Below are 25458 nucleotides of genomic sequence, written 5' to 3'. Positions count from 1 at the left end.
CCAAACATTCGTGAAGAAAGTCAATGTGCACTTTAAATGTATGAATCTTGTAATATTCTTTGTGTCTCAGGATAGTATAAACTGAAAAAACAGGGTCTTAGAAATTTATTTTAAGATAAAAGACTTTTTATTTGATTTTATTTTTGGTTGTAGCCGCTTAGAAATTGGCAATGATACTCGCTCTGAGCGATCGTGTTTCGATTGGATGAAAATGTTTGTCATCAATACCTTGGGCCGGTTCCCCAGGTAATCTGGATGTATAGAAATAGTCAATGGCATGATCATGTGAATTCAGTACATTAAACGCCTGCAGCATGATTTGGATTTTATTACCTATCCTATATCCCAGTTGGCCATTTAAAGTGATGGTGGGCTTTGAACGAACGCTATTGTCTTCAATGAGCGGGCGCTTACCGAAATAACGAAATTGCAGGCTGCCAAAGAAAGGCCCTAGGTGATCAAAAGCAACGGCAGCCTTGCCGACGCCTTGTACAGCTTGCGGTAAATAACTGCCTACAGGATCAAAATCGGAAAATCGGGCTTTCGTAAACGCGTAGTCAAGATCTATTGTTAGCCAGTCTGACGGTTTGTAAAAGGTCGAGATCTCAAAACCTTCCCGAGTGCTTGGTCGGGTTGCAATAGTAGTGCCTGCATCTCCAACGAACAATAACTCAGAATCGATATCCAATCGAAAAAAAGAAAGCGCAGCTTGCAAACCGGACAGGATTTCTGTTCGAAGCCCGGCTTCTATACCTGTAGCGCGAACCAGGGGGCTTACCTTGTCAATCGGCGCACCGGTTTTGGGATCTATAGTGGTTGTGGTGCCGCGTGCGTCGTTACTATGAAAACTGCTTCCGTAATTGAAATAATATTCGGTCTTAAACCATGGGCCAAAAATCAGGCTTAGTTTTGGATTGGTCATGCTGTCATAAACAGTACCTGAATTTGAGTCCAGATTGCTATTTACGTCAAACCAGTAAAAGTCACTGCGCACACCCGCTACTGTTCGAAATTTTTCAAGCCATTGCACGCCGTTTTGATAGTATATGGCAACACTGTTTTCCAGAATGTGATCTTTGCGCGTAGTGGATAATTTCTGGCGTTGTTTTGTGCTTAGCAAGCCGTTGTCGATGACATCATTCTGGAACTGGAATCCCACCGTATTTTCAAGTGCAAGCCCGGCGAAATTATTTATCCAGGCATGACTTAAATCAAATGCTGATTGGAAACGTTTGTCGTTTTGCAGAAACTGGTCACCATTGAGCGGATCCCCCAGAAAATAAGTAAAATTAGAAAATAATGCAAGATTTGTATGCAAGGTATATAGACTAACCTTGGTAAGCCCGTAGCGGCTATTGCGTTCAAGCGCGCTCGATAGGCTAAAACGGTGTGCTTCCCCGCCATCACTTGGGTCTATGGTATCCAATCGTGAAATAAGGTTGTTGTCGATGGCGCGTTGAGGAATCTGGTCAGTTGAATTCCACCGACCACCATAACCCATCGCAGTAATATTGAATTTGGTTTTCCCGGTATTGTGGCTGTAACGCACGACACCGTTGAATTTTCTGAACTGTTCTTTGTTCACCCAGGGACCATCTTTCTTTAACAGTTCCAACGCATATAAAAAATCACCGCCGCCAACTGAATGCGATTTCGCAACTAACCCACGTATAAAACCTTGTTGTCCGGCGCTAAAACTGGCGATACCCATAGGTAGTTTATTGACGTAACGCATGTCAACCGCTCCAGCAGAAGAAAAATCACCTTGATCGGCATAATAGGGTCCTTTCTGATAGTGCAGACTATTGATGAGCTCAGGAATCACGAAATTGGTATCTGCCCACCCTTGTCCATGTCCGTGCGAGCGTTGATTGACCAGCATGCCATCGACAACAATTCTTAAATCGGTTCCGTGATCAAGATTGAATCCGCGCATAAAATATTGATTTGCCTTGCCTTCGCCACTATGTTGAGTAACGATCAAACCCGGAACAGTCTCCAGTAATTCTCCCGGGCGATATACGGTACGCTGATCTAGCTGTTCTTTTAAGACGATACCTTCATTAGCTGAATTGGCTACACCGAGTAATTCTCTGCCATTGGCGCGCACTTCTATTTCATTGAGTATTGGAATACCTGCTGCGCAGGTAGTGGCCGCCAGAAGCATATTTAATGGAAATACTTGAATCCATATAGGAAGATTTTTTAAGGCAATAAGCAAATAGTCTTTAATATTTAAACACATGGCCATAAAGCGGCATTCTCTCTTAAAAATTTTTCATCAGTTTAAAAAAGAACAAACATAATCAATTACATCAGCAATGTTAATAAATAAGATAAATTATGATTACTTCATACTATTATTGAAGATATACTCTCTGATTAAATTAAATGGAATTCAAGAACAAGAATTTTCGGTTACTGTTTCGCGCAATTCAGTAACAGTTAGAAGAATATCGCACTTGAGGCTTCAAATCCAAATACATTTTTGAAGAACGCACCGCATCTTTCAGCGCCGCTTTGCCATGCAAGCCAACGCTCATCCGGAATATGTGCTCTAAACCTTCGGCGCCAATGCGCTTGCGAAAATGGACCAGTTCCGTGCTATGGCAAGGCAGTTTCCGTTGGAATTCTTGCATGCCATAAAAGCCTGGTAGTAGGGATTGCGCTTCTACTGCAATACCACGGCTTCATTGCTCAAGTTCTCCAATTGCTTGAGGATCAGCAACCCAACTATCAAACGAATCGGCTTGCTCGCCGCACAACGTCCTCGGTGTAATGAACACTAAACGCTTCGTCAAAGGTATGCCAGGGAGTAACGGTGATAGTTTGAGCAGCGGATCAGCGGGATCTAGCTGCAACAACAGGTCTGTTTCAAACAAATTGGGTTGATGAAAAGCTTTGCTGGGTGTGAGCATCGATAAATCACCATTTTGACCAGAACCAAGCGATCATTTTAGCATTTTCTGGTCGTTTTGAACAGCGTCAATAGTATATTTATGATTTATATCAAATACTTGTGAATATTTAAGTCTCGATTAAATAGAGTAACTATTCGCCGCAAATATTGGAGAAATCTGTCTCAAAATAGTTTGTATCGCTACGGTCACTATTCTCGGACAGCCGCCTAGGCAGAATTCAGATTGCGCGGCAGCAATCCATGGCTTTCGATATAGCGTTGATATTTCTTTTCCTTAATGGTATTGATATGCACCAGAATCAACGCGTCCACACAGTCCGAAAACTTCGGATCGATATTGAATCCCAGGAATTCGCAGCCACCGGGCTGACACAACTCTACATACTGTTTATACAGTACCGGCACCTTAACGCCCCAATCATCCAGCCTTTCCTTCAAAACCGAATAAGCCTTCTTATACTCGCTTTCACTTGCGATTTTTCCAAATGCTGCAAAATCATCTGTCATATCAAAACGAAACGGCAGCCTGGGTTCAGATAGTTTTCTGTCAGCACTAAACAGTGCCGTATAAAATCCGGCAATCATTTTCTGTGCGGCGTCAGGCCAGGATTTACTCATCGACACCGGACCCAACAAATACTTGATCTCGGGATGTTGATGCAGGTATGCGCCAATACCGTACCACAGGTAATCCAGGCTGCGTTTTCCCTGGTATCTGGGCTGTATGAAACTGCGGCCCAGCTCAATGGCATTCTCAAGGACAGGTCTGAAAGCAGGGTCAAATTTGAACAAACTGTTTGTATACAACCCTATCTCGCCATATTCACGCAGGATATCGCGCACTTCACCAATACGGTAGGAGCCGATAATCTCCAACTCGTCTTCATCCCATAAAATCAGGTGACGGTAATAACGGTCATAACTGTCGACATCCAGGGCATTGCCCGTGCCTTCCTGCACCTCGCGAAAAGATAGCTCCCGCAACCGCCCGATTTCGCGCATTACGCTGGAATTGGGAATATAGTCAAACAGATAGATATGTTTGCCATCCTGCGTTTTACCGATCATCAACGACTCCTTGAGTTCCTTGCGGATGAGTTTGGTTTTGGCTGAATGAACGATATTTTCTACAGGCTTGAACAATTCCTTTTTCTTCTTTTTGCCCAGCAGATAAACCTGCTTGCGCATTAACTTGGCAATCGCTTTTTTCGGCAAATCTATCGCCGCTATGGAATCCCAGGGAATCAGCTTGCCGATTCGAAAACTGATCTCGTGATCTTTGTGATTGAACATTTCGTTGACCAGCATCATCGTCCCGAGCGGCTTGTATATACTCGACAGGCCATAAAAAAGCGGAGAATTCTTGCCGCCGATATAGACCGGCAAAATTGGCGCTTTGGTTTTTTTCGCCAGTGACAGAAAACCTGGGCTCCACTTGCCGTCTCGAATGCCGGTTGGCCGGATCCGGGACACTTCTCCCGTCGGAAACATGATAACGGCCTGTTCTGCTTCCAATGCACCAATGATTTGGATTATCTGGTCATGCGCTTTTGCTGTTTTTGGAAAATTATCAACCGAAAGAAACAGGTCTTTTAATGGATCAATGCAATCGAGCAGTGTTGTTGCGACTATCCTCACATCCGTTCTGATTTCGGATACCAGCTTGAGCAAAGCCAACCCGTCCAGCGAGCCCAAGGGGTGATTGGCAACTATTAATACGCGGCCCTGATCAGGGATACGCGACCGGTCTTTACCGGAAACCTGAAACGTAAAATTGAAATGCTCTAAAACCGCATCATTAAATTCCAGTCCCACCAAATGCCGGTGCGTTTCGATAAACTGGTTGATTTCGTCCTGATGAACCAGTTTTTTCAAAATGGAAGAAGCTGTCTTGAATAACGGCCGATCGGGATTTTCATCTGTATTCTGAAAGTAATTATTTAACAAGGTATCCACATCGATCATTGATCCGTCCTCCGGCAAGATGATTAACGATCGATACGATAAATCAATTATGTGACAGGAAAATGACGTTTAGCACCGCGCTGATTTTTTTTGATCTCCCTGGCCCATAATAGTGAATATCCGACTTGGAATAACCAAAATTAATACAGTCAATTGGTTAACAAAAAAACTATATAACGTCACTTTTTTGTCATTTTTGGCCGCCAAAATATATTGCAATGAATGTGCACACGAAAGATGCACAGTTTTGCAACGCGATGTTTTACATCTATTTCAATAGTTTTAACAATATATCGGTTAGGAGTTTTCAAAAATGGCTACAGTACTATCAGCAGGCGATATCGCAATAATCGGTTTTAATTTTGATAATCCAGATGAATTTGCATTTGTGTCACTCGTCGATTTAGAAGTGGGTACGGAAATCAAATTCACCGACAATGGTTGGTTAAGCACAAATGCCTTCAGAAGTACTGAAGGCACATTTTCCTGGATTGCTCCGGCGCCTGTTTCTGCCGGAACTGTAATCAACCCCGCTGTATCCAGCGTGCTTTTCTCAGCAAGTGGCGATCAAATTCTCGCCTATCAGGGTGATGAAACTAACCCGACGTTCTTATATGCTGTCAACAGCGAAGGCGCCGGCGTTTGGCAGTCCGATGCGACTAATTCCAATACATCAGCGCTTCCGTCTGGCCTGGTGAATGGTGAAACTGCAGTCGCCCTGGACGAAATCGACAACGCGGTCTACGTTGGACCCACTTCAGATACCAAAGCAGCATTGCTGGCCGCGATCGGCGACAAAACCAATTGGACAGGCGATAATTCCATCCGTCAAACAATACCCAACACGGCGTTCAACGTCACAGACCACACCAATATCGCGATCAATGAAATACGTATTGACCAACCGGGCGCAGATGCTGATGAATATTTTGAGCTTTACGGTAACGCCAATGCTTCACTAGACGGGTTTTACTATATCGTAATCGGCGATGGAACCGGTGGCGGTGGTGTAGTGGAAAATGTCACAGACCTTTCAGGTTTGACGCTCGATGCCAACGGTCTTTTTGTTGCGGCAGAAAGCGCCTTCGCCCTGGGTGCTGCAAACCTGACCACGCCACTCAATTTTGAAAACAGTGATAATGTCACCCACCTGTTAGTCAAGGATTTTACCGGAGCAAACGGCGACGACCTCGATACCAACGATGACGGTGTCCTGGATGCCACACCTTGGTCAACCATTGCCGATTCCGTTGCTATGATTCAAACCATAGGCAGTGGCGACCAGGTTTACAGCACCACGCAAGCAGGACCGGATGGCGCTTTTGTCCCGGGACATATTTATCGTTCACCCGATGGTGCGGGTGATTTTCAGATTGGTCAATTTGACGTAATTGGCGGCAATGATACACCGGGTCAGGCAAATTTTGTCACGCCGCCACCGCCACCGGCTGAATTGACCGCGATTTATACCATCCAGGGAAGCGGTGATGCATCGCCGCTGATTAACCAAAGCGTCACTATCGAAGGTATCGTTACCGGTGATTTCCAAAACATCGATGCCGATAATAGCCGCAACCTGAATGGTTTTTATGTCCAGGAAGCCGTTGGTGATGGAGACAGCGCAACTTCTGACGGTATTTTTGTCTTTGACCCAACCCAAATTCAGGATGTCAATCCTGGCGACAAAGTCCGCATTACCGGCACCGTTTCAGAGTTTTTCGGCGAAACTCAGGTGGAAGCTACAGGGATTGAAATCATCGGTGCAGGAACCATTAACCCCGTGAATGTCAGCTTGCCGACAGTCGATGTCATCACCAATAGCGATGGCACATTAATCGCCAACCTGGAGCCCTATGAAGGCATGCTGGTCACATTCAACCAGGCATTGACAATCAGTGAATTTTTTAATTATGACCGCTTTGGCGAAATCCGTCTGACAGAAGGCGACCGTCCTTTTCAATTTACGCAAATTTTCGACCCGAGTGTAACCGGCAACCAGAGTTATCTTGAGTCGATTGCCGGTCGCACCATTGCGCTCGACGATGGTTTGAGCATTCAAAATCCAGACCCGCTCCCTTATCCTTCGCCAGAATTTTCTGACGCCAATCATTTCCGTGGCGGTGACACCATCATGGATTTGACCGGTAATGTTCGTTTCAGTCGCGGCAGCGGTGGATCGGGCGATGAGATATTTCGCATTATGCCAACGGAAGACCCGGTTGTGACCAGCGTTAACGAACGCCCGCTTGCGCCTGACAATGTCGGTGGATCGTTGAAAGTGGCCAGCATGAATGTACTGAATTATTTCACCACAATCGACCTGCCAGGCAACACAACTGCCAACGGCAGCGATCCACGCGGCGCAGACAATCAGGGAGAATTTTTGCGCCAAACCGAAAAACTGGTAACAACCATTATCGATATGGATGCCGATGTTCTTGGATTGGTCGAACTGGAAAATGACTTCCAGCCTGGGTCAAGTGGCAACGCAATCGAATTCCTCGTCAATCAACTCAATGCAAGGCTGGGTGCGAATGTTTACGACTGGGTCAATCCGGGTCAGCAATTTGTTGACGTCAGTGACGCCATTTCTGTGGGCGCTATTTACAAAACCGCCTCGGTTAACATTGCACCGGGTACAACGCCGGCCATCCTAACTGACAGTAATTTACCCGCTGGATTCGAGGGCATGACTATTTTTGACGGCCCGAGTACCAACCGGGCACCGCTGGCGGTCACTTTTGAGGAACAATCCACAGGCGAATGGTTTACTATCGCCGTGAATCACTTTAAATCCAAAGGCAGTGTTTTTGACAGCGCCAATGCGGATATTGGCGATGGTCAGGGCAATAACAATCCATTGCGCGTGAAAGCGGCCGATGCGCTCGATGCCTGGCTGAGCAGCGACCCAACCAACAGTGGCGACAACGATTTCCTGATTCTGGGCGATCTGAATGCCTACGCAAAAGAAGACCCTGTTACCACGCTAGAAGCAGCTGGTTTTACTAATCTGGCCAGTCATTTCTCAACAGAAACGCCTTACTCTTACTTGTTTGACGGCCAGCTTGGCACGCTGGACTATGCGCTGTCAAATTCGAGCCTGACATCACAGATTACCGGTGCAACAGAATGGCATATTAACGCGGATGAGGCTGATTTACTCGATTACAACCTTGATTTTGGCCGTAATCCCGATCTGTTTAATGGTTTCAATCCATTTCGCACATCCGATCATGACCCGATTATTCTGGGTATGACACTATCCACTCCCGGCTCAATGGGCTATGGCGGCAATGGCTCGAATACGATCCTGGGCACCGCCGGAAACGATAAGTTTGACGGTGATAACGGTGACGACATTATCATGGGCGGCAACGGGCGCGACGCTCTCAGGGGGGGCAACGGAAATGATTGGATATCTGGTGAAAATGGCAACGATACGCTATTTGGCGGATTCGGTGACGATTTACTAAACGGTGGTCGGGGTGATGATTTATTGATGGGCAACCAGGGCGATGACCAGCTGATTGGCGGTAAGGGCGTGGACACGGCAATTTTCTCCGGCATACTGGGTGAGTATACTTTTACACAGCATGGTGGCGATATCTATGTTGCCAGCAACACAGAAGGTTTCGATATACTGACTGATATTGAAATCATTGCGTTTTCAGGAGATGGCTCGCATATTTTGGCGGTTGATTTATTATAATCATCACCGATTAAATAACATACTTTTCATGAACAAAACCACTATGAGCGTGGTGCATGCATAGTAGTTTTGTTCATTTGTTGCCATGCTGGCTAATATTAATTTTTCCAGCATTGCAAAAATTAAAAAAACAATGCACTCTAGTATGCTATCAATATCACATTGATAGCATACTAGTACTCTTTCAATTTGATATTGTCGAGTTCTGTGAGCTTGTCAGTGTACATGGCAAGGCGTGCCTTGCAGGAAATAGTCGTTCTATTTTCCAAAGGCATAACGCAATCCATGGGCGCTGGCAAGCTCACCCACAGGCCGTTACCGTGGCGTCCTGCAGTCGCGTTACAGCACTTGAAAAGGGAACATCCTTTCCTGCGACTGTACCTGACAATATCAAGTTAAAAGAGTATTAGATCCCTTCCAACTAAGGTTTTAGGTTAAATGACGCAGATCATGTCATCGTACAAATACGGCGGCGCAGCCATCGATTCACTCCACTCTATTTTCGAGAAAAATCTGCAAGATTGGATAAAAGATTATGCTTCCATTCGGGAAATCGAAATCCCCGGCAAGCATTTTCTTTGCCAGCAGGGAGACCGGTGTACTGATTTTTTCTGGATCAAAGAAGGTATTGTCAAACTTTCGTATCTTACATTGCAGGGCAATACGCTGACGCTCGCATTACTTACGCGTGACAGTATCATCGGCCACCTGCAATACAATGCATCCGATCAGACGATGGAAGAAAGCGCGCAGGTGTTGGACAAGGTTATTTGTTACCGGATCGGGCATGATGATTTCAGGCAACTCATTTCCAGCCGGACGGATTTATCATGGCTGGTTTTCGAATCGATGCATACCCGGCAGCAGCAGATCGAGCACAAACTGCGCATGATACTGACTCAACCCGTCGAACAACGCGTTATTGCAACGTTACTGGAACTGGCGCAGCTGTTTGGCGTGCGTTGCACGCACGGCTATTCTCAGGAAATTTTCCTGACCCAGCAAGAACTGGCCGATCTAGTCGGCGCCAGCCGTTCTATGGTCAGCACCATCAAGAACAATTTCAGAAACTGCGGCATGCTGGATTATACGCGCGAGCAGATATGCATCAACGACGCCGCCTTGCGGGCGAATAATTTCCACTAAAGCTGAATTTTATCCAGAAGTGTTTTCCAAATAACAGACAGTCATCATTGCTACTTCTAAAATGATACCTGTAGAGAACAAATAAACTGTCCGGGTATGTAGCAAATGATTTGTCCGGATTATCTTAGTCCCAGGAGGGACAAGGATGAAACGGACAGAATGGCTACAGGAGACACGGAAGATGAGATTTGAGGAAGCCTATGGGAATTATAAAAGTGGGAGTATCACGCAAGACGAAGCAGCAAAGCTGCTTGGTGTATGTGATCGCACATTTCGGCGCTACATGAACAAATACGACGAAGGTGGTCTGGATGCGTTATTGGACAAGCGGCTGACCCAGGCATCGCACCGCTGTGCGCCAGTGGATGAAGTGATGCGTTTAACGGAACAGTATCGCAACCGTTATTCTGGCTGGAATGCCAGGCATTTTCATGCATGGTATTGCAAGGACGGTGGCACACGCAGTTATACGTGGGTTAAGAGCCGGTTACAAGAAGCTGGGTTGATCAAACGTACATCAAAGCGTGGCGCGCATCGAAAACGTCGTGAACGCTCACCACTGACCGGAATGATGATTCATCAGGATGGCAGCACCCATGAATGGGTAGCCAATCAGAAATGGGATTTAATCGTCACTATGGACGATGCAACCAGTGAACATTACTCGATGTTTTTTGTTCAGGAAGAAGGCACTGCCAGCAGCTTCAGAGGCGTTCAGGCGGTGATAGAGAAGCAAGGATTGTTCTGTTCCTTTTATTCAGACCGAGGCAGTCACTACTGGCATACACCAGAGGCTGGTGGCAAAGTAGACAAACATAATCTTACGCAGTTTGGACAAGCCATGAAGCGGCTCGGAATTGAAATGATCGCGGCCTACTCGCCACAGGCGCGTGGACGCAGTGAGCGCATGTTCCGCACCCATCAAGAACGTTTACCCAAGGAACTGGCGCTGGCAGGCATCGCCGACATGGAAACGGCAAACCGTTATCTGCAGGAAGTCTATATGCCTGCTTTTAACGATGAATTCAAGCAGCCTGCTGCGGTAGATGGATCAGCATTTGTACCCTGGATCGGTGGAGAAATTGAGGATTTCCTGTGCGAGCGTCATGAGCGTGTCGTGGGTCATGACAATTGCGTCAGCTTCAACAACTTGAAGCTGCAAATTCCTGCCAATCAACATCGGTGTCATTACGTGAAGGCCAAGGTGACAGTACTGCGCTATCCCGACGGCAAGTTAGCGATCTTGCATGGGCCGCGGAAAATTGCCCAGTACGATAAAGCAGGCCAGGAAATAAAACATGATGAAAAGCTGTTGCGTAAATCCGCCGCCACAGCTTCGCAATGAACATCGAGAGGAGTTCACTGCGTTTAATTGCAAAGCGGACAGTTTATTTGCTATAAAACCGGACAATTCTATTTGTTGACAACACTTCTAAAATGATACCGCTATCAACCAACCACAATATAAGGAGCATTCCAATGAAAATTATTTCAGCACGCAATCATGGTTATTTGGATTTTCTGACCGTCGGTATTTTTTTGTTGGTGCCGACACTGCTGGATTTAAGCCAGACACCCGCCCTGCTGGCCTATGTTCTGGCTGGGGTTCATCTGGTGGTCACTCTGGCATCAGACTTTTCTCTTGGTATGTTCAAGATGCTTGCTTTTACGCTGCACGGCTGGATCGAACGCATCGTCGGTCCAACGCTGGTAGCGATACCTTTTATTCTTGGTTTTTCTGATGAACCCATGGCCAGGAATTTCTATATGGCCATGGGCGCGATTATCATCGTAGCGGGCTTGCTCACTGACTATCGCGCAGCACAAACTATTGAAAAGGACTGATTGTAGTATTTTAACCGCAGAGATTCATTCTCTGCAAAAACGCATTGCGGTATAACACGCAACCGGGTAAATCCGGCAGGTTCATGGCAATTACTTCAGGATAATGGTTTCCCGTTTTATTTTGCCCAGTCGAGCACCCTCATCAAATATGCCCTGCCTTGTTGTTCTGCTGGCACAGTAAACGGCGGGCTAATATTTTGACGACATTTTCGACCAAAAACCACACCAAAGCGTAAAGCCAGATCCACAACGCATACTCCCAGCCAATGGGCGTGACCAGGATGCCATAGACGGCAATCAGCGTGCCGACAATTTCCGTTCCGAATGTAGCGCCGAACAACAGCAAAGAAGGCCGCGGGTGTTCCCAAAACCATCCTTCAACACGGGTGACATACAGGGTGCTGTGCCCGGCAATAATCAGCTTGAGAAAAATCATGGTGCGAATAACATCTTCGGAAAAACCCTGCTCCTGCAGTATAAAAAACAGCAGAAACGAGGAAATAACACCGGCAATTCCCAGCGACAAAGAAACAACCAGCATCTCGCGCATCTCCCACCGGACAGGCGATTTATGTACCTTGGTATTATCATAGGCGATTGCCAGAATCGGAAGATCATTGAGCAGTGCTAACAGAATGATCATGAGAGCGGTAATCGGATAAAAGTTGAATATCGTGATAGACAAGGTCATGAACAGAATGATACGAATCGTTTCCGCAATGCGGAAAGTGGCGTAGCTTTTCATACGCGCAAAGGTAATGCGTGCCTGCCTTATAGCCTCGTTGATCAGCGATAACCCCGGCGCGGTGAGAATAATATCAGCAGCAGCCCGCGCTGCATCGGTGGCATTGGAAACAGCGAAACCGCAATCCGCTTTTTTCAAAGCGGGCGCGTCATTAACACCGTCTCCGGTCATGGCAACGATATGATTATTCTTTTGCAGGATATCGACTATGCGATACTTATCCTCGGGTATCACTTCGGCGAAGATATCGACTTCTTCCACCATTGAAACAATTGCAGATTCGTGTGTATGAATAAATTCCCGATTCAACAGGCGCGTATCAAAAAGACGGGTCACTTCGGCCATCACATCGTTCGAAAACTGCCGGGCCTCCTTTAACTGAACATCGCCTTTAAGATGTCTGTAAATTGCAGTTGTCAGCGCTTCGGCCAGCGCCAGCAATTCATTACTCGCGGCTCCAGACAGTTGTGATGAACGGATCGTTCTCAGCTTCAGATTTAGCAATCGTCCGATCTCTTTGGCAATTGCCAGATTATCGCCGGTCACCATCTTAACCTGGACACCGTACTCATTCATCTGGGTAATCACCTGACTGGAATCCTCACGCGGAGGATCGTAAAGCGGAATCAGACCCAGCAGTACCAGTGGCGCATCCCCTTTCTGACGGCCAACCGCTAGTGTGCGGTAGCCTTTGCCCGCCAGTTCATCAACCAGGCTGTGAATATGCTGTGTTTCTTCATCGGATAACTGCGCCAGTTCCAGCAGTATCTGTGCTGCGCCTTTGATCGCCGTAAAATTTTCGCCGTCTTTTTCAACTTGCGCTTCGGTGCGCTTGCGTATTGGATCGAAAGGCGTGAAATGCGCTTGCCGATAGGCATGCCAATCCAGATCTTCAAAATGCTCACTGACGTAATCAAAAAGCGGTAATTCGATCGGATCCTGATTCTCGGACTTTGAAGCCAGTACCGCATGTAAAAACAGATCACGTTCGTTATGATCACCCAGCATAACCGGTTTGAAGACTTTCATCTGGTTTTTGGTCAACGTGCCCGTTTTATCAGAACACAGAATGTCGACGCCCGCCAGTTCCTCAATGGCTGTCAATCGTGACACAATCGCCTGACGGCGCGCAAGATTAACTGCACCGACAGCCATGGTAACCGACAACACTGCCGGTAGCGCCACCGGGATCGCGGCCACGATCAGTACCAGTGCAAAACGCGCTATTTCCAGTAAAGGTTCGTGGCGGAAAAGGGAGATCATCACGATCAGCATAACCAGTGCCAGGGTAATCATGATCAGGAAGTTACCAATCTGGATCACCATTTTCTGGAAATGACTGCGTTCTTTCAAACTGGCTTGCGCAACCAGTGACACGACACTTGAGAAATTAGTACGCATGCCCGTATTGACAACCACAGCCAGCATTTCTCCTTGCTTGACAACTGTATTGGCATACGCCACTTCATTGATTGTTTTGCTAACGGGCAGCGATTCGCCGGTCAGCGCGGCCTGATCAATTAGCAGATAATCCCCACTGAACAGCTGCACATCGGCCGGTACAATATTGCCTATCTTGATCTTGACGATATCACCGGGCACCAGTTCGCGCGCGGGTATCGTTTGAAAATTACCATCACGCAGGACGATGACCTCATTCGCCAGACTCTGCTTCAACGCTTTGAGTGCATTCAGCGCCCGGTGCTCCTGAAAAAAATCCAAAAAAGCATTAACCAGCAACATCAGCATGATAATTATGAAGTCTTCCCATTTCTGAACTATGGCGGACAACAATGCTGCCAATTCAATCATCCATGGAATCGGTCCCCAAAAGCGGCGGAAAATGCGATGCCAGAGCGGTTCTTCTTTTTCCACGATTTCGTTGTAGCCGAATTGCGCAAGACGTTTTGCTGTTTGATCCGCACTGAGTCCTTGCTCCGTATTCGTCTCCAGAATCTGGGCTGTTTCTGTGACCGATTGATCACGATATGTATCCGTTGCCTTATCCATGCCAGACTCCTTTTTGCTGATTAACATTTCTGACCGAAGCTGTTCTGACCACTCTAGCAAATAATACAGCGCATGTATCCAGTTTGCAAAACCCCGGCTAGCAATCCGTGAAGTCGGTAATTGTCCGTAAATAATGAATCACTCGGGTTTGACAATCATTCATCATAAAGTCATTGAAATTTCATCTGATAGGCATAAAACCGAAACATTTGTTCGCTAGCATTCTCTTCGCTACCGCTTCTCATCAAGCGTTTGCAGTTAATGGAACTATTAAAACAATTCAATAATTGACAGGAGAGAGCAGATGAATCGCATTATTATGATAGGCGCAGCTATTATCGTTTTAGTGTTATATGCAGTAAGCTGGGCCGACACAGGTGAAAGATCCAGACACGGACATAAATCCAGCAAAAGCCCAGGACACGATATTCAATTAGGGCCGCGGCCGTTTTTTCTGGTTCAAGATATGGATCAAGGTCCATTAAAAGAGAAACTTGAAAGTTGCGAGTTCGGTCCATTTAAAAAAACCGATTTTTCTATTGGTCACCGCGGCGCAGCGATGCAATTTCCGGAACATACGTTGCAGTCCTATATGGCTGCAGCAAAAATGGGCGCCGGCATTATTGAGTGTGATGTTACCTTCACGCAAGATAAAGAGCTGGTTTGCCGTCACTCGCAGTGTGATCTGCATACCACGACCAATATCCTTGAAACTGAGCTGGCCGATAAATGTTCAGTGCCGTTTCAGCCCGCTGTTTATGACGCTGAAGGAAATCTGGTTACACCTGCCAGCGCACAGTGCTGTACCAGCGACATAACACTTGCCGAATTCAAGTCCCTAAAAGGCAAAATGGATGCTTCCAACCCGCGTGCCACTACAGTGAGTGAATATATGAAGGGCACAGCCGACTGGAGAACGGATCTGTATGCGACCCGTGGCACATTACTGACGCACAAGGAAAGTATCGCGCTATTCAAAGAACTGGGTGTAAAAATGACGCCGGAATTGAAATCACCCAGCGTTCCCATGCCGTTCGATGGGTTCTCACAGGAAGATTACGCTCAGAAAATGATTGATGAATACAAGGAAGCTGGTGTGCGTGCTTCCAGAGTCTATGTGCAATCGTTCAATCTTGGTGACATTCTTTACTGGATTCAGAATGAGCCCGATTTTGGTAATCAGGCGGTTTATCTCGATGGCCGATACGACGATCCCGCTTTTGACCATCGCAATCCTGCAACCTGGTCGCCAACAATGGAGCAGTTGGTCACCGATGGTGTGCAAATTATCGCACCACCGATGTGGATGCTGCTGGAAATCGAAGATGGCGAAATCGTACCTTCTCGCTATGCAAAAGCAGCCAAGGACTCCGGGCTGGATATCATCACCTGGACATTTGAACGCGACGGCCCGTTAACCAACGGCGGTGGTTTTTATTTCCAAACACTCAATGGCCAAAACCCCAACCCAATTGACCCTGATGCTGTCATCAACAACGACGGTGACATGTATCAGGCCTTGCACGTACTGGCGCAAGATGTCGGCATTCTCGGTATTTTCTCGGACTGGCCGGCAACCGTTTCTTATTATGCCAATTGTATGAATCTTAAATAGAACACGAAATAAAAACAGTGGCAGGCTTTGAATCCCTGCCATGCAACGATTCTTTTTTGACCAGGAATCTTTATTTGGAGATCAACATGCCCACAACGCGTGAAAATTTTGGCCATATAGTAGGCCTGCTTTTCTACCTTGCCATTGCATCAACTTTGTTTTCTTTTACGACTAATCTTTTTGCCAGTGGCAAGCATAATCAGGATATTAAACATAACGCCAACGCCGTTTCGTTTGCCGTAATTGGCGACGGGCCTTATGGTGATGAGAAAGAGGTGGCATTTAACCGCATGATTGATGCCATCAACAAGGATCATGAGATTGAATTTGTAATTCATGTAGGTGATATCAAAAGTGGTGGAACAGAATGTACCGATGAACGCTTGCAACGCCGATTTGATCAACTGCAACAAATCCGCACTGCACTGGTTTATACGCCTGGAGACAACGAATGGACAGACTGTCACCGTGCCAACAATGGCGGCTGGTATCCACTGGAGCGATTAACATTTATTCGCCAGCTATTTTTTCCAAATCCTGGCATGACTACCGGCCAAAAACCACGCCCAGTATTGTCGCAAACCACCCTGCCTGGCTTTGAACCATTCGTTGAGAATGTGCTGTTTATGACTGGCCGCATTGTGGTTTCGACAATACATGTTGTCGGCAGTAACAACAACCTAAGGCCCTGGTCAGGAATTGATGCATCCGACAGTGTTGCAAACCCGAGACAAGACCGAATTGCTGAATTCAACGAACGTAACGCCGCATCGCTTGAATGGTTGGAAAGAACATTTGAATGGGCAATGTCGCATAATGCTGCCGGAGTGTTGATTGCCATGCAAGCAGATCCAAACCTTCAGTTGCCTGCTGACGATCCGGAACGCGCAGGTTTTAATGCATTCCTGGAGAAATTATTTGCTCTTAGTCTGGAGTATGATCGCCCGGTCGTTCTTGCTCATGGTGATTCGCATGTCTTCCGGGTTGACCGGCCGAGGCTTTTACCCTGGTATGCGAATGCGGATGCTACCGGTCCGGACGATAATCCACAAGTACCCAAGCTAACACGCTTGGAGGTGTTTGGTGATTCAGAGCTCCACTGGGTTAAAGTAACCGTTGATCCACGTTCCCAGGAAGTCTTTAATTTTGCGCCGCAACTGGTTCCGGGAAATTTCTAAAATATTCCGGAATACTGTTTCTTAATAGTACTGTAACACTTTGTGGTTACCATTCTTCTTGGTGCCCTTGGTAAGGCGGTTTTTTACGATTTCCCCAAATTGAATCGCCTTACCCTTTTCATGCAGAACTTTGGCGCTTAGTTGGAATTTTAATAAAAATTTAATCAAATTTTCATAAATCCTTCAAAGCAATTTAATAAAGCTAATTTATTCTGTTCATTATTCTCTATCCACTTCAATAAGATATGATGAACAAGAATAAACCCTCTATGAAAGTCAGAAGCGTCTGGATTTCGGATATCCATCTCGGATTCCGCGGTTGTCAGGCTGAAGCACTGCTACATTTTCTGCATTCGGTTGAAACGGATTATCTGTTTCTGGTTGGTGATATCGTGGATTTCTGGTGTATTAGGAAAAATCCATACTGGCCGCAAGAGCATACCAATGTGATCCGTTCGATTCTGGGCAAAGCCAAACACGGCACCAAAGTGATTTATATACCCGGTAATCATGATGAAGCCATACGGGATTGTGCAGGTCATGTATTCGGCAATCTTGAAATTCATCTGGATTATGTACACACCACCCAAGATGGCAAAAAACTGCTGATATTGCATGGCGATGAATTTGATGTTGTGGTCAAACATAGCCGCCTGATCGCAAAACTGGGCAATGCAGCCTACGATATGTTGCTGTGGCTAAACCGTCATTTAAATGGCTTGCGAAAATTTTTTGGTTATTCTTATTGGTCGTTATCATCGTATCTGAAGCTGAAAGTAAAGAATGCAGTCAGCTATATCAGCAGCTTTGAGGATGCATTGGCAAGGCTTGCCAAAGAACGCGGCGTTGACGGCGTGGTTTGTGGCCATATCCATCATGCCGAAATCAGGGAAATCGATTCAATGCTGTATTGCAATGATGGCGACTGGGTGGAAAGCTGTACCACTTTGCTTGAACATACTGATGGATCACTCGAACTGGTGCATTGGGCTGAAAAGTTCGAGCAATACAAAAATATCGAAGGCATGATCGCCGCAAAAAAAGCAGCATAGCCAGCATCAATATCAGGAGATTTCCTTGAAGCCCAAGTTTGTATTAAGCCTGGATGGCGGTGGCAGCCATTTGTTGATTCAGTTGAGCATGCTTGCCTGTCTGGAAGAAGATACCTGTGCTTCAACTTATGACCACTTCGATATGGTAGCCGGATCATCATCGGGCGGTATGATTGCCTGTCTGATACTGGGACGCGCGATGAGCGCCGCCCAAATCATTCAATTAATTATGCAAGACAGATTGCTTGAAAGCATGATGGCTGAACACTGGACGAACCGGTTGTTGAGCAAAGTCCAAATACGCCCCAAATATACAGGCATTTCAAAAAGCCAGACTCTACAAAAAGAGTTGGGTAATCTGAGACTCTCTTCGCTGAAGAAACAGATTTTCATTCCCTGTTTCAATCTGGACCATGACCAGCTGGAAATTTTTACAAATAAAAATCAGGTAAATTTTCTTTTAAGTGAAATAGCGGATGCCTGTACAGCGGCACCAGCCTATTTCCCGCCTGTACAGATGGAAGATGGCAGCTGGCGTATCGATGGTGGCGTTGGAATGAATAACCCCGGACTCGGCGCCTATTTTCACGCCAGGCAAATTTGGCAGAATCATCCTATAAAAGTTCTCTCTATTGGTTCTGGCTGGCGCAGCTTTGCTTTCGATGGTTTTAAGGCCCGCTCCTACGGCGGTGTACAGTGGTCAGCCAAAGGTATCGCCTCCGTAATCCTGAGAGAAAAAATGATTGCCAATGTCAAAATGACCGAAGAAATTATTGGCGAACACGTACTGTATATCAATCAATCGCTGAAAGATTATAATATGCCCGACCACATGGACTCGGCAAATAATCCCGTTAATCAGCACAAGGCTATAGCAATTGGCAGGTCATGGTATGAACAAAACCGGGATCGTATCAAACAGTGGTTACCTGAAAATCACATAACACTATCCTCCTGGTAACTTCGCCTGTTATCACAAATTACCCAATTTACTGACGTTTTCAAATAAAACGATACCTGGATGATCAAACGCGCTGTGCTGATGAGCGTCGGAACGGTCGTTTTTGTCATTGGAGTCATATTGTTCCCGTTGCCGGGGCCATTTGGTATTCCAACCATGGTAATTGGTCTGTCGATCATGCTCAAGGTATCCAATCGAGTCAAACGCCTGACTATTCGCCTGGTTCACAAAAACCGTCATAGCAGCCGCTTCTGGCGCAAAATCCGTGATCTGCATAAACAGATTCGTAATCAATAAAACTGTCAAAAAAACATCATATAAACGTCATCTTTTTGACATCGTTGTTGTATAGAATCCATCTGGTTTTTAACACAAGGCGCAGATGATGAAGACGCTCAAAACCATTCATGAATACGATCTGACGCTATTCAATCGATTGAATAGTATACGGCTGAACGAGGATTTAATGACATTGAATCGTTACATTTCCAAAACAGGAGATGGTCATTTGTACCTGATGTTACTTGCCTGGATTGGCTTGCAGGAGAGTATTCAGAGTCCCGTTTTCCTGGCGCTTTTGATTGGTTTTGCAGTCGAACGTCCTGTCTATTATGTCTTAAAAAATGGATTCAGGCGCAACCGTCCAGCGTCTGTTCTGGATGGATTTCAAAGCATCATCAAACCGTCCGATCAATTCAGCTTTCCATCGGGTCATACCTCCGCTGCATTTATGGTCGCCGTGCTTTGCGGCTATTTTTACCCTGAGGTGATGCCACTGCTATTGGGCTGGGCATTCCTGATCGGCCTTTCGCGCATTATGCTGGGTGTGCATTTCCCGACCGATACTTTGATGGGCATGTGTTTGGGCGTGAGTACGGCGCTGATCAGCCTGGAAGTCATATTGCCATGAAAGTATTTTACGGTATACAAGGCACAGGTAACGGTCATATTACCCGCGGGCGGATCATGGCCAGAGAGTTGCGCGATGCGGAAATTGCGGTAACTTATATGCTTACCGGCAGACCGAAGGATCAGTTTTTTGATATGGAAATTTTCAATGATCATCACTGGTGCGAAGGTCTGACGTTCAGTGTCCGAAACGGTAAGATCAATCATATCAAAACCGTTTTGAAATCCAGTCCGATTCGTTTGATCAAAGATATCAGGCAACTCGACTTAAGTGATTATGATCTTGTGATATGCGATTTCGAACCTGTGACTGCCTGGGCGGCGCGCCGCCAAAAAAAGAAAACGATCGGACTGAGCCATCAATATGCCTTTCACTATAAAATACCGCGAGCGGGAAGCGATCCGCTTGGGGAGACGGTCATGAAAAATTTTGCCCCGGTTGAAATCGGAATCGGTTTGCACTGGCATCATTTTGACCAGCCTATTTTGCCACCTATAATCGCTACACCGGATTTGCCGCGACAGATACAAAAAAACAAGATCGTTATTTATCTGCCATTTGAAAATCAGCAGCAATTAATCAAGTTGCTCGAGCCATTCAAGGATTTTGAGTTTAATATTTACGCATTTGATCCAGTACTCACACCCCAATACCCGCATATTCATTGCAAGCCCCTGTCACTGCATGGTTTTCAAAAGGATCTGCATGACTGTGCCGGTATTATCTGTAATGCCGGGTTTGAGTTGACCAGTGAAGCGCTTTATTTGGGAAAGAAAATTCTGGTAAAGCCCGTTCATGCACAAATGGAACAGGCTTCCAATGCTGCAGCATTGGTCGAACTGGGTTACGGTCAGACGATGGAAAAAGTCGATCAGACCATTATTAAACAGTGGCTTTATGAAACAAAAGCTGTTCGTATCAGCTATCCCAATACGGCACGCTATCTGGTGCAATGGATTAAAAGTGGAATGCCGTCCATCGACCAGGACTGGTGCCATCAAGTCTGGTCGGATGTCAAGGTGACGCCGGTCGAACTTCCTTAATCTGATTGCTTTGGGCTTAAAACAGAGCAGATATGCTGAAATACTTCAGAATCAACAAAAAAACACGCGATTGCAACCGTGAAATTTGACAACCTGGCTTTATCGAACGAAGTGCTGATTAAAATACCCTCGCCGCAAAACGTCCTGATTCTTTATAACCCGATTTCAAGCGCCGGTAATACGGAAGAAATCGCAAAAAGAATGGAAATTGAACTGACCTTCCATGGGAAGAATGTCGCGGTGCATCCATCTGAAAAGAAAACCAAAGCGTATAAAAGCATGAAAGACACAATCGCCGGGAGCGACCTTGTGGTCATTGTTGGCGGCGATGGTACCATCAGAAAGTTGCTGGGCATTATCAATAAAACGGAAACACCTGTTTATGCCATCCCCGGTGGCAACGAATCACTTTTTGCGCGTACTTATGGTATGAGTGCGCAGGCAGACGATTTGCTTCGGGCAATCGCTGCCGGTAATTGTTTGCAACAATACTACGGTGTAATCAGCGGTCAGGACATTAAAGGCAAAAAACCTTTTTTTAATATGGCCTCAATGGGTTTGGATTCATTGACTGTCAAAAATATAGGCAAGCGCAAGGGCCCGTTGAATGACTCAATTTACGTTTGGCATGGCCTAAAAGCGTTATGTGCATTACATCATCCAATAGTGTCCGTAAGCGTTGACGGACAACTGGTCATTGATCACGCATCGGGTTATATTATTGTAGCCAACAGCTCGGCATATGCCAAAAACCTGCAACTTGTTCCGGATGCCAACCCATCGAAAAGTGAATTGGTAGTAGGATTCTTGCCGGGTGCACGGCATCAGCATGAATTAATCAAAGCCATGAAAATTTTGCAGCGCAAACCAGCAAACTTGCCCATGCAGTATTTCTCAGGAAAAAGCATTGCATGTACACTGCATGCACAGGCGTATCCGTTGCAGGTGGACGGTGATTATTTCCGCAACCGCGATATTCAGGCGGGCAACACAGTCGAATTTACGATCAGCAATAGCCCAATTCATGTATTGATTCCGCCGGAATTCAATGCGCACGCAATTAAAGCTTGCGTGAACGAAGTTACTCATAACATCAGTAATTGTTAAAATAATTCATTTGCCGAAATATTTTGCTGCAAATCTTAATTATTTTGATCTTTAAATTATTTTTTTACGTAAATTATTTTGTCACATTTGCTCTATCTACTACGCCACGCAAAATCTGACTGGAAAAAAGAAGCAACCAGCGATTTTGAACGCCCGCTTTCCAAACGAGGCTTAACCAATGCCCCTGAAATGGCAACATGGCTGGCAAAGCAGGCCAATAAGCCTGAAACAATCATCAGTTCTCCGGCGCTACGCACTTATCAGACGGCGTTGGTTTTTTCGCATGCCCTGGATATACCGACCAAGGACATTCGATTTGACAACCGGATATATGAAGCCAATCTGGACACTTTGCTGGAAATCATCAAAACGCTTCCAGAACAGGAAAAATCTGTTTTACTGATTGGTCACAACCCTGGACTAGATTTTTTACTACAGGTGTTGTGCAAACAGGCAAAACCAAGTTCAAACGGCAAACTCATGACGACTTGCGCCATTGCTAAAATTGCTGTGGAAAGCCAGTGGAATGCTATCTCAGAAAAACACTGTATGCTCTATAGTCTGTCCCGCCCCAAAGAAGTACTCAAATAAGTACTGACCTGGCTTGCATTTGGGTGTCTGGTGTCTGTCAGCGTTGAAATTTAGCCAGTTTCTTTCAGAAAAATTCTGACCAGACTGACCAGCTTAATTTTTATAACATGGTTCTAACAGATTCATTCAGTGAAGAACAGACGCTGATACTGAAAAATATTAGAAACTGATTTACACTCGATCATATGGTCATTCGGAAGATTCCGAATAAAACTGGTATTAAACAGCATAGCTAATCAGTTAAGTCGCAGAAAGACCGGGGAGTATCTGTTTCAAAAAATTCCCTCAACCATTTTGCATATATTTTTTTATTATCTGCTGTAAAATTTAAAGAATTATTGTTTAGATCGAAAACAGTGATTAAAAGCAATTGTTGTTAAACATTCTAAATAAATTGTTACTTTCAGATTATTATGCACTTACTCATTATTGAAGATGAGCCCAAGACTGCAACTTACCTGCAAAAAGGATTGGTCGAAAATGGTTTTGTAGTCGATCATGCGAATAACGGTCGGGACGGTTTGTTTCTGGCTACAACTGGCAATTACGACGTCGTCATCGTCGATGTTATGTTACCGCTCATAGATGGTTGGACTGTGGTTAAACAATTTAGGGAAAGTGGCAAGTCAGTTCCCGTGCTATTTCTGACGGCATTGGATGCTGTAAATAACCGTGTCAAAGGTTTGGAATTGGGTGCGGATGATTATCTCGTTAAACCTTTTGCATTTTCGGAATTACTGGCCCGTATACGTTCCCTATTACGACGCGGCCAGACTACACAGCCGGAGTTACTCTGTATTTCCGATCTGGAAATAGATCTATTGCGATATAAAGTTTCACGGGCTGATATGAAAATCACACTAACCCCCAAAGAATTTTCTTTATTATCGCTGTTGGCGCGCCGACATGGAGAAGTTCTTTCCCGGATTGTTATCGCAGAACAAGTATGGGATATGAATTTCTATAGCGATACCAATGTCGTCGATGTTGCGGTGAGACGATTGCGCCGCAAGGTAGATGATCCTTTCGACAAAAAACTTATTCATACGCTACGGGGCATTGGCTACGTTCTTGAAGAACGATAAGATCAATCGCTATCCAAGCTCTATTGTCTGGCGACTAACATTCTTTTACACGCTTACGGCATCCATATTGCTGATAGGGGTTACAGTGTTTTTGTATCAGGCATTAGTTAATAATCTTCGAGAAGAAGATAAACAGTTTCTTGCTGAAAAAGTGCAGAATATAGAAATGCTTCTCCAGAAACATGAGAATCGTCAAACTTTCCTAGAAAAAGAAATTCAACGCGGAATAGCAACTGGACAGATAGTACCTTACTACACTTATTACTCGCGCATATTAAAAGCCGATCACACGGTGTTGATCGAAACACCTGGCATGTTAGGAATCGTTCCCATTACAGTTTTTCCAATGCCCAATGCAGAAACAAAAAAAGAAAGTCTGGTCAAAAATTCCATTAAATGGGAATCAGCGAATGAACATCCTTTTCTATTGTTAACAGCCCAAACGACGGACAATACCGGCCTATTGTATGTGATTCAGGTTGCATTGGATATTGCCCATGAAAATGCTGTTCTCATCAATTACAAGCGAAAGCTGACAGTTACGCTTCCTTTAGGCATACTGCTATCAGCCATGCTCGGCGCGTTGATTACACGTCAAGGTTTGAAGCCCTTGAGCGACATCACTCTAACTGCTCAGCGTATTACTGCGAGTGATTTGCATGCACGTATTAATCAGCGTCAATGGCCTCGGGAGCTAAGTGTGCTCGCAGTAGCGTTTGATCAGATGCTTGAACGCCTGGAAGATTCTTTTATCCGGCTTTCCCAGTTCTCAGAAAATTTGGCACATGAATTGCGTACACCGATCAATAATCTGATGGGCGAGGCTGAAGTAACGCTGGCACGTACTCGCTCGGAAATCGAATATTGTGATGCACTGGAATCGATTCTTGAAGAATGCGGAAAACTGTCAAGTATGATCGACAGTTTGTTATTTCTGGCTCGTGCTGACAACATACAAGAACCTTTGCAACGAAAAAGACTTGATATACGTCAAGAGCTGGAGACTATCTGTACATCCTACGAAGCAGTAATTGAAGAACAGTCACTGACAATCAAATGTGAAGGTCAATCTTACTTAGATGTGGATCCCATACTTTTCCAGCGTGCTATTACGAACATTCTTTCCAACGCTATTCGCTATACACCTTCTGGCGGTTTAATCAAGTTAACCGTGACACTTTCTCAATCCGAGCATAACGTGATTATTCGCATCAGTGATAGTGGATGTGGTATTGCGCCTAAACATCTTTCAAAAATATTTGATCGTTTCTATCGCATCGATCGAGTGCGTTCAACGGATTCCCATAATACTGGATTGGGTCTGGCTATCGTCAGGTCCATCATGACATTGCATGGCGGTACAGTCAGCATCGAATCAGAAACCGGTAAGGGTACGACTGTCACCTTAAATTTCCCTCTAAGTATTAATTGAACTTATCACCAAAATATATCAATTACTCCTGTCTCTGAATGCCATGTTGATTGCCTAAGCCCCTTTGGCTGAATGCTATGAAACGACAGTTCATGACTAAATTGTAATTTTAATGTCATGTTATTGGTTGGATAATAGTTTTAT

19 protein-coding genes and 1 pseudogene are annotated in these 25458 nt (G+C 45.4%); 14 read left to right on the top strand and 6 right to left on the bottom strand.

Annotated features, from left to right (window positions below; all coding sequences use genetic code 11):
- Window positions 1-157 precede the first annotated feature (157 nt).
- From MRK00_03860 to MRK00_03845, 4 genes and pseudogenes are all read right to left on the bottom strand, one after another.
- On the bottom strand, window positions 158-2167 hold the full coding sequence (locus tag MRK00_03860) for a TonB-dependent receptor (GenBank protein MDR4516509.1): 2010 nt from the start codon (window positions 2165-2167) through the stop codon (window positions 158-160).
- A 367-nt stretch (window positions 2168-2534) separates the two neighbouring features.
- Window positions 2535-2755 (bottom strand): annotated as a pseudogene (locus tag MRK00_03855) (transposase).
- Entirely contained in the window at window positions 2691-2918 is a 228-nt protein-coding gene (locus MRK00_03850) for a hypothetical protein (GenBank protein MDR4516508.1), read from the bottom strand. The pseudogene MRK00_03855 and the gene MRK00_03850 overlap by 65 nt, the downstream one beginning before the upstream one ends.
- Window positions 2919-3127: 209 nt before the next feature.
- Window positions 3128-4885, bottom strand: coding sequence for a lysophospholipid acyltransferase family protein (locus tag MRK00_03845; protein MDR4516507.1), 1758 nt, complete (start codon window positions 4883-4885; stop codon window positions 3128-3130).
- Window positions 4886-5198: 313 nt separating this feature from the next.
- Here MRK00_03845 and MRK00_03840 point away from each other — a divergent pair, with 313 nt between their 5' ends.
- The 4 genes from MRK00_03840 to MRK00_03825 all read left to right on the top strand — a co-directional run bounded on the left by MRK00_03840 (window position 5199) and on the right by MRK00_03825 (window position 11585).
- The gene (locus MRK00_03840; protein MDR4516506.1) at window positions 5199-8594 is read left to right on the top strand and encodes an ExeM/NucH family extracellular endonuclease; all 3396 of its coding nucleotides are present in this window, start codon (window positions 5199-5201) and stop codon (window positions 8592-8594) included.
- Between the two features lie 438 nt (window positions 8595-9032).
- Window positions 9033-9740, top strand: coding sequence for a Crp/Fnr family transcriptional regulator (locus MRK00_03835; protein MDR4516505.1), 708 nt, complete (start codon window positions 9033-9035; stop codon window positions 9738-9740).
- Window positions 9741-9885: 145 nt separating this feature from the next.
- Window positions 9886-11085: an ISNCY family transposase gene (locus MRK00_03830; protein ID MDR4516504.1), complete on the top strand. Its 1200-nt coding sequence runs from the start codon at window positions 9886-9888 to the stop codon at window positions 11083-11085.
- A gap of 134 nt (window positions 11086-11219) precedes the next feature.
- Window positions 11220-11585: a hypothetical protein gene (locus MRK00_03825; protein MDR4516503.1), complete on the top strand. Its 366-nt coding sequence runs from the start codon at window positions 11220-11222 to the stop codon at window positions 11583-11585.
- A gap of 142 nt (window positions 11586-11727) precedes the next feature.
- Here the strand turns inward: MRK00_03825 and MRK00_03820 are convergent, their stop codons facing one another.
- The gene (locus tag MRK00_03820) at window positions 11728-14340 is read right to left on the bottom strand and encodes a plasma-membrane proton-efflux P-type ATPase (GenBank protein ID MDR4516502.1); all 2613 of its coding nucleotides are present in this window, start codon (window positions 14338-14340) and stop codon (window positions 11728-11730) included.
- Between the two features lie 304 nt (window positions 14341-14644).
- On the opposite strand from MRK00_03820, the gene MRK00_03815 reads away from it, so the two are divergent.
- The 4 genes from MRK00_03815 to MRK00_03800 all read left to right on the top strand — a co-directional run bounded on the left by MRK00_03815 (window position 14645) and on the right by MRK00_03800 (window position 19146).
- The gene (locus MRK00_03815) at window positions 14645-15955 is read left to right on the top strand and encodes a glycerophosphodiester phosphodiesterase (protein ID MDR4516501.1); all 1311 of its coding nucleotides are present in this window, start codon (window positions 14645-14647) and stop codon (window positions 15953-15955) included.
- A gap of 86 nt (window positions 15956-16041) precedes the next feature.
- Entirely contained in the window at window positions 16042-17133 is a 1092-nt protein-coding gene (locus MRK00_03810) for a metallophosphoesterase (protein ID MDR4516500.1), read from the top strand.
- A 248-nt stretch (window positions 17134-17381) separates the two neighbouring features.
- Entirely contained in the window at window positions 17382-18185 is an 804-nt protein-coding gene (locus MRK00_03805; protein ID MDR4516499.1) for a UDP-2,3-diacylglucosamine diphosphatase, read from the top strand.
- A gap of 25 nt (window positions 18186-18210) precedes the next feature.
- On the top strand, window positions 18211-19146 hold the full coding sequence (locus tag MRK00_03800) for a patatin-like phospholipase family protein (GenBank protein MDR4516498.1): 936 nt from the start codon (window positions 18211-18213) through the stop codon (window positions 19144-19146).
- Between the two features lie 12 nt (window positions 19147-19158).
- Here MRK00_03800 and MRK00_03795 read toward each other — a convergent pair whose 3' ends face one another.
- Window positions 19159-19422: a hypothetical protein gene (locus MRK00_03795; protein MDR4516497.1), complete on the bottom strand. Its 264-nt coding sequence runs from the start codon at window positions 19420-19422 to the stop codon at window positions 19159-19161.
- 106 nt (window positions 19423-19528) lie between these two features.
- On the opposite strand from MRK00_03795, the gene MRK00_03790 reads away from it, so the two are divergent.
- The 6 genes from MRK00_03790 (at window position 19529) to MRK00_03765 (ending at window position 25314) form a co-directional block, all read left to right on the top strand.
- Window positions 19529-20056 carry a phosphatase PAP2 family protein gene (locus MRK00_03790; GenBank protein MDR4516496.1) on the top strand — a complete coding sequence of 176 codons (528 nt, stop codon included), beginning with the start codon at window positions 19529-19531 and terminating at the stop codon, window positions 20054-20056.
- Window positions 20053-21099, top strand: a complete 1047-nt coding sequence (locus MRK00_03785) for a glycosyltransferase (GenBank protein ID MDR4516495.1) — start codon at window positions 20053-20055, stop codon at window positions 21097-21099. Before MRK00_03790 ends, MRK00_03785 begins: the two co-directional genes overlap by 4 nt.
- Window positions 21100-21177: 78 nt before the next feature.
- On the top strand, window positions 21178-22206 hold the full coding sequence (locus MRK00_03780) for an NAD(+)/NADH kinase (GenBank protein MDR4516494.1): 1029 nt from the start codon (window positions 21178-21180) through the stop codon (window positions 22204-22206).
- A 78-nt stretch (window positions 22207-22284) separates the two neighbouring features.
- Entirely contained in the window at window positions 22285-22797 is a 513-nt protein-coding gene (locus tag MRK00_03775) for a histidine phosphatase family protein (protein MDR4516493.1), read from the top strand.
- Window positions 22798-23210: 413 nt separating this feature from the next.
- Window positions 23211-23882 carry a heavy metal response regulator transcription factor gene (locus tag MRK00_03770; protein ID MDR4516492.1) on the top strand — a complete coding sequence of 224 codons (672 nt, stop codon included), beginning with the start codon at window positions 23211-23213 and terminating at the stop codon, window positions 23880-23882.
- A complete protein-coding gene (locus MRK00_03765; GenBank protein ID MDR4516491.1) occupies window positions 23869-25314 on the top strand; it encodes a heavy metal sensor histidine kinase in 1446 nt (481 codons plus the stop codon). Before MRK00_03770 ends, MRK00_03765 begins: the two co-directional genes overlap by 14 nt.
- Window positions 25315-25458 lie beyond the last annotated feature (144 nt).

The organism is Nitrosomonas sp., assembly GCA_031316255.1.
Classification (GTDB): Bacteria; Pseudomonadota; Gammaproteobacteria; order Burkholderiales; family Nitrosomonadaceae; genus Nitrosomonas.
This window is presented reverse-complemented; position numbering and strand designations above follow the sequence as displayed.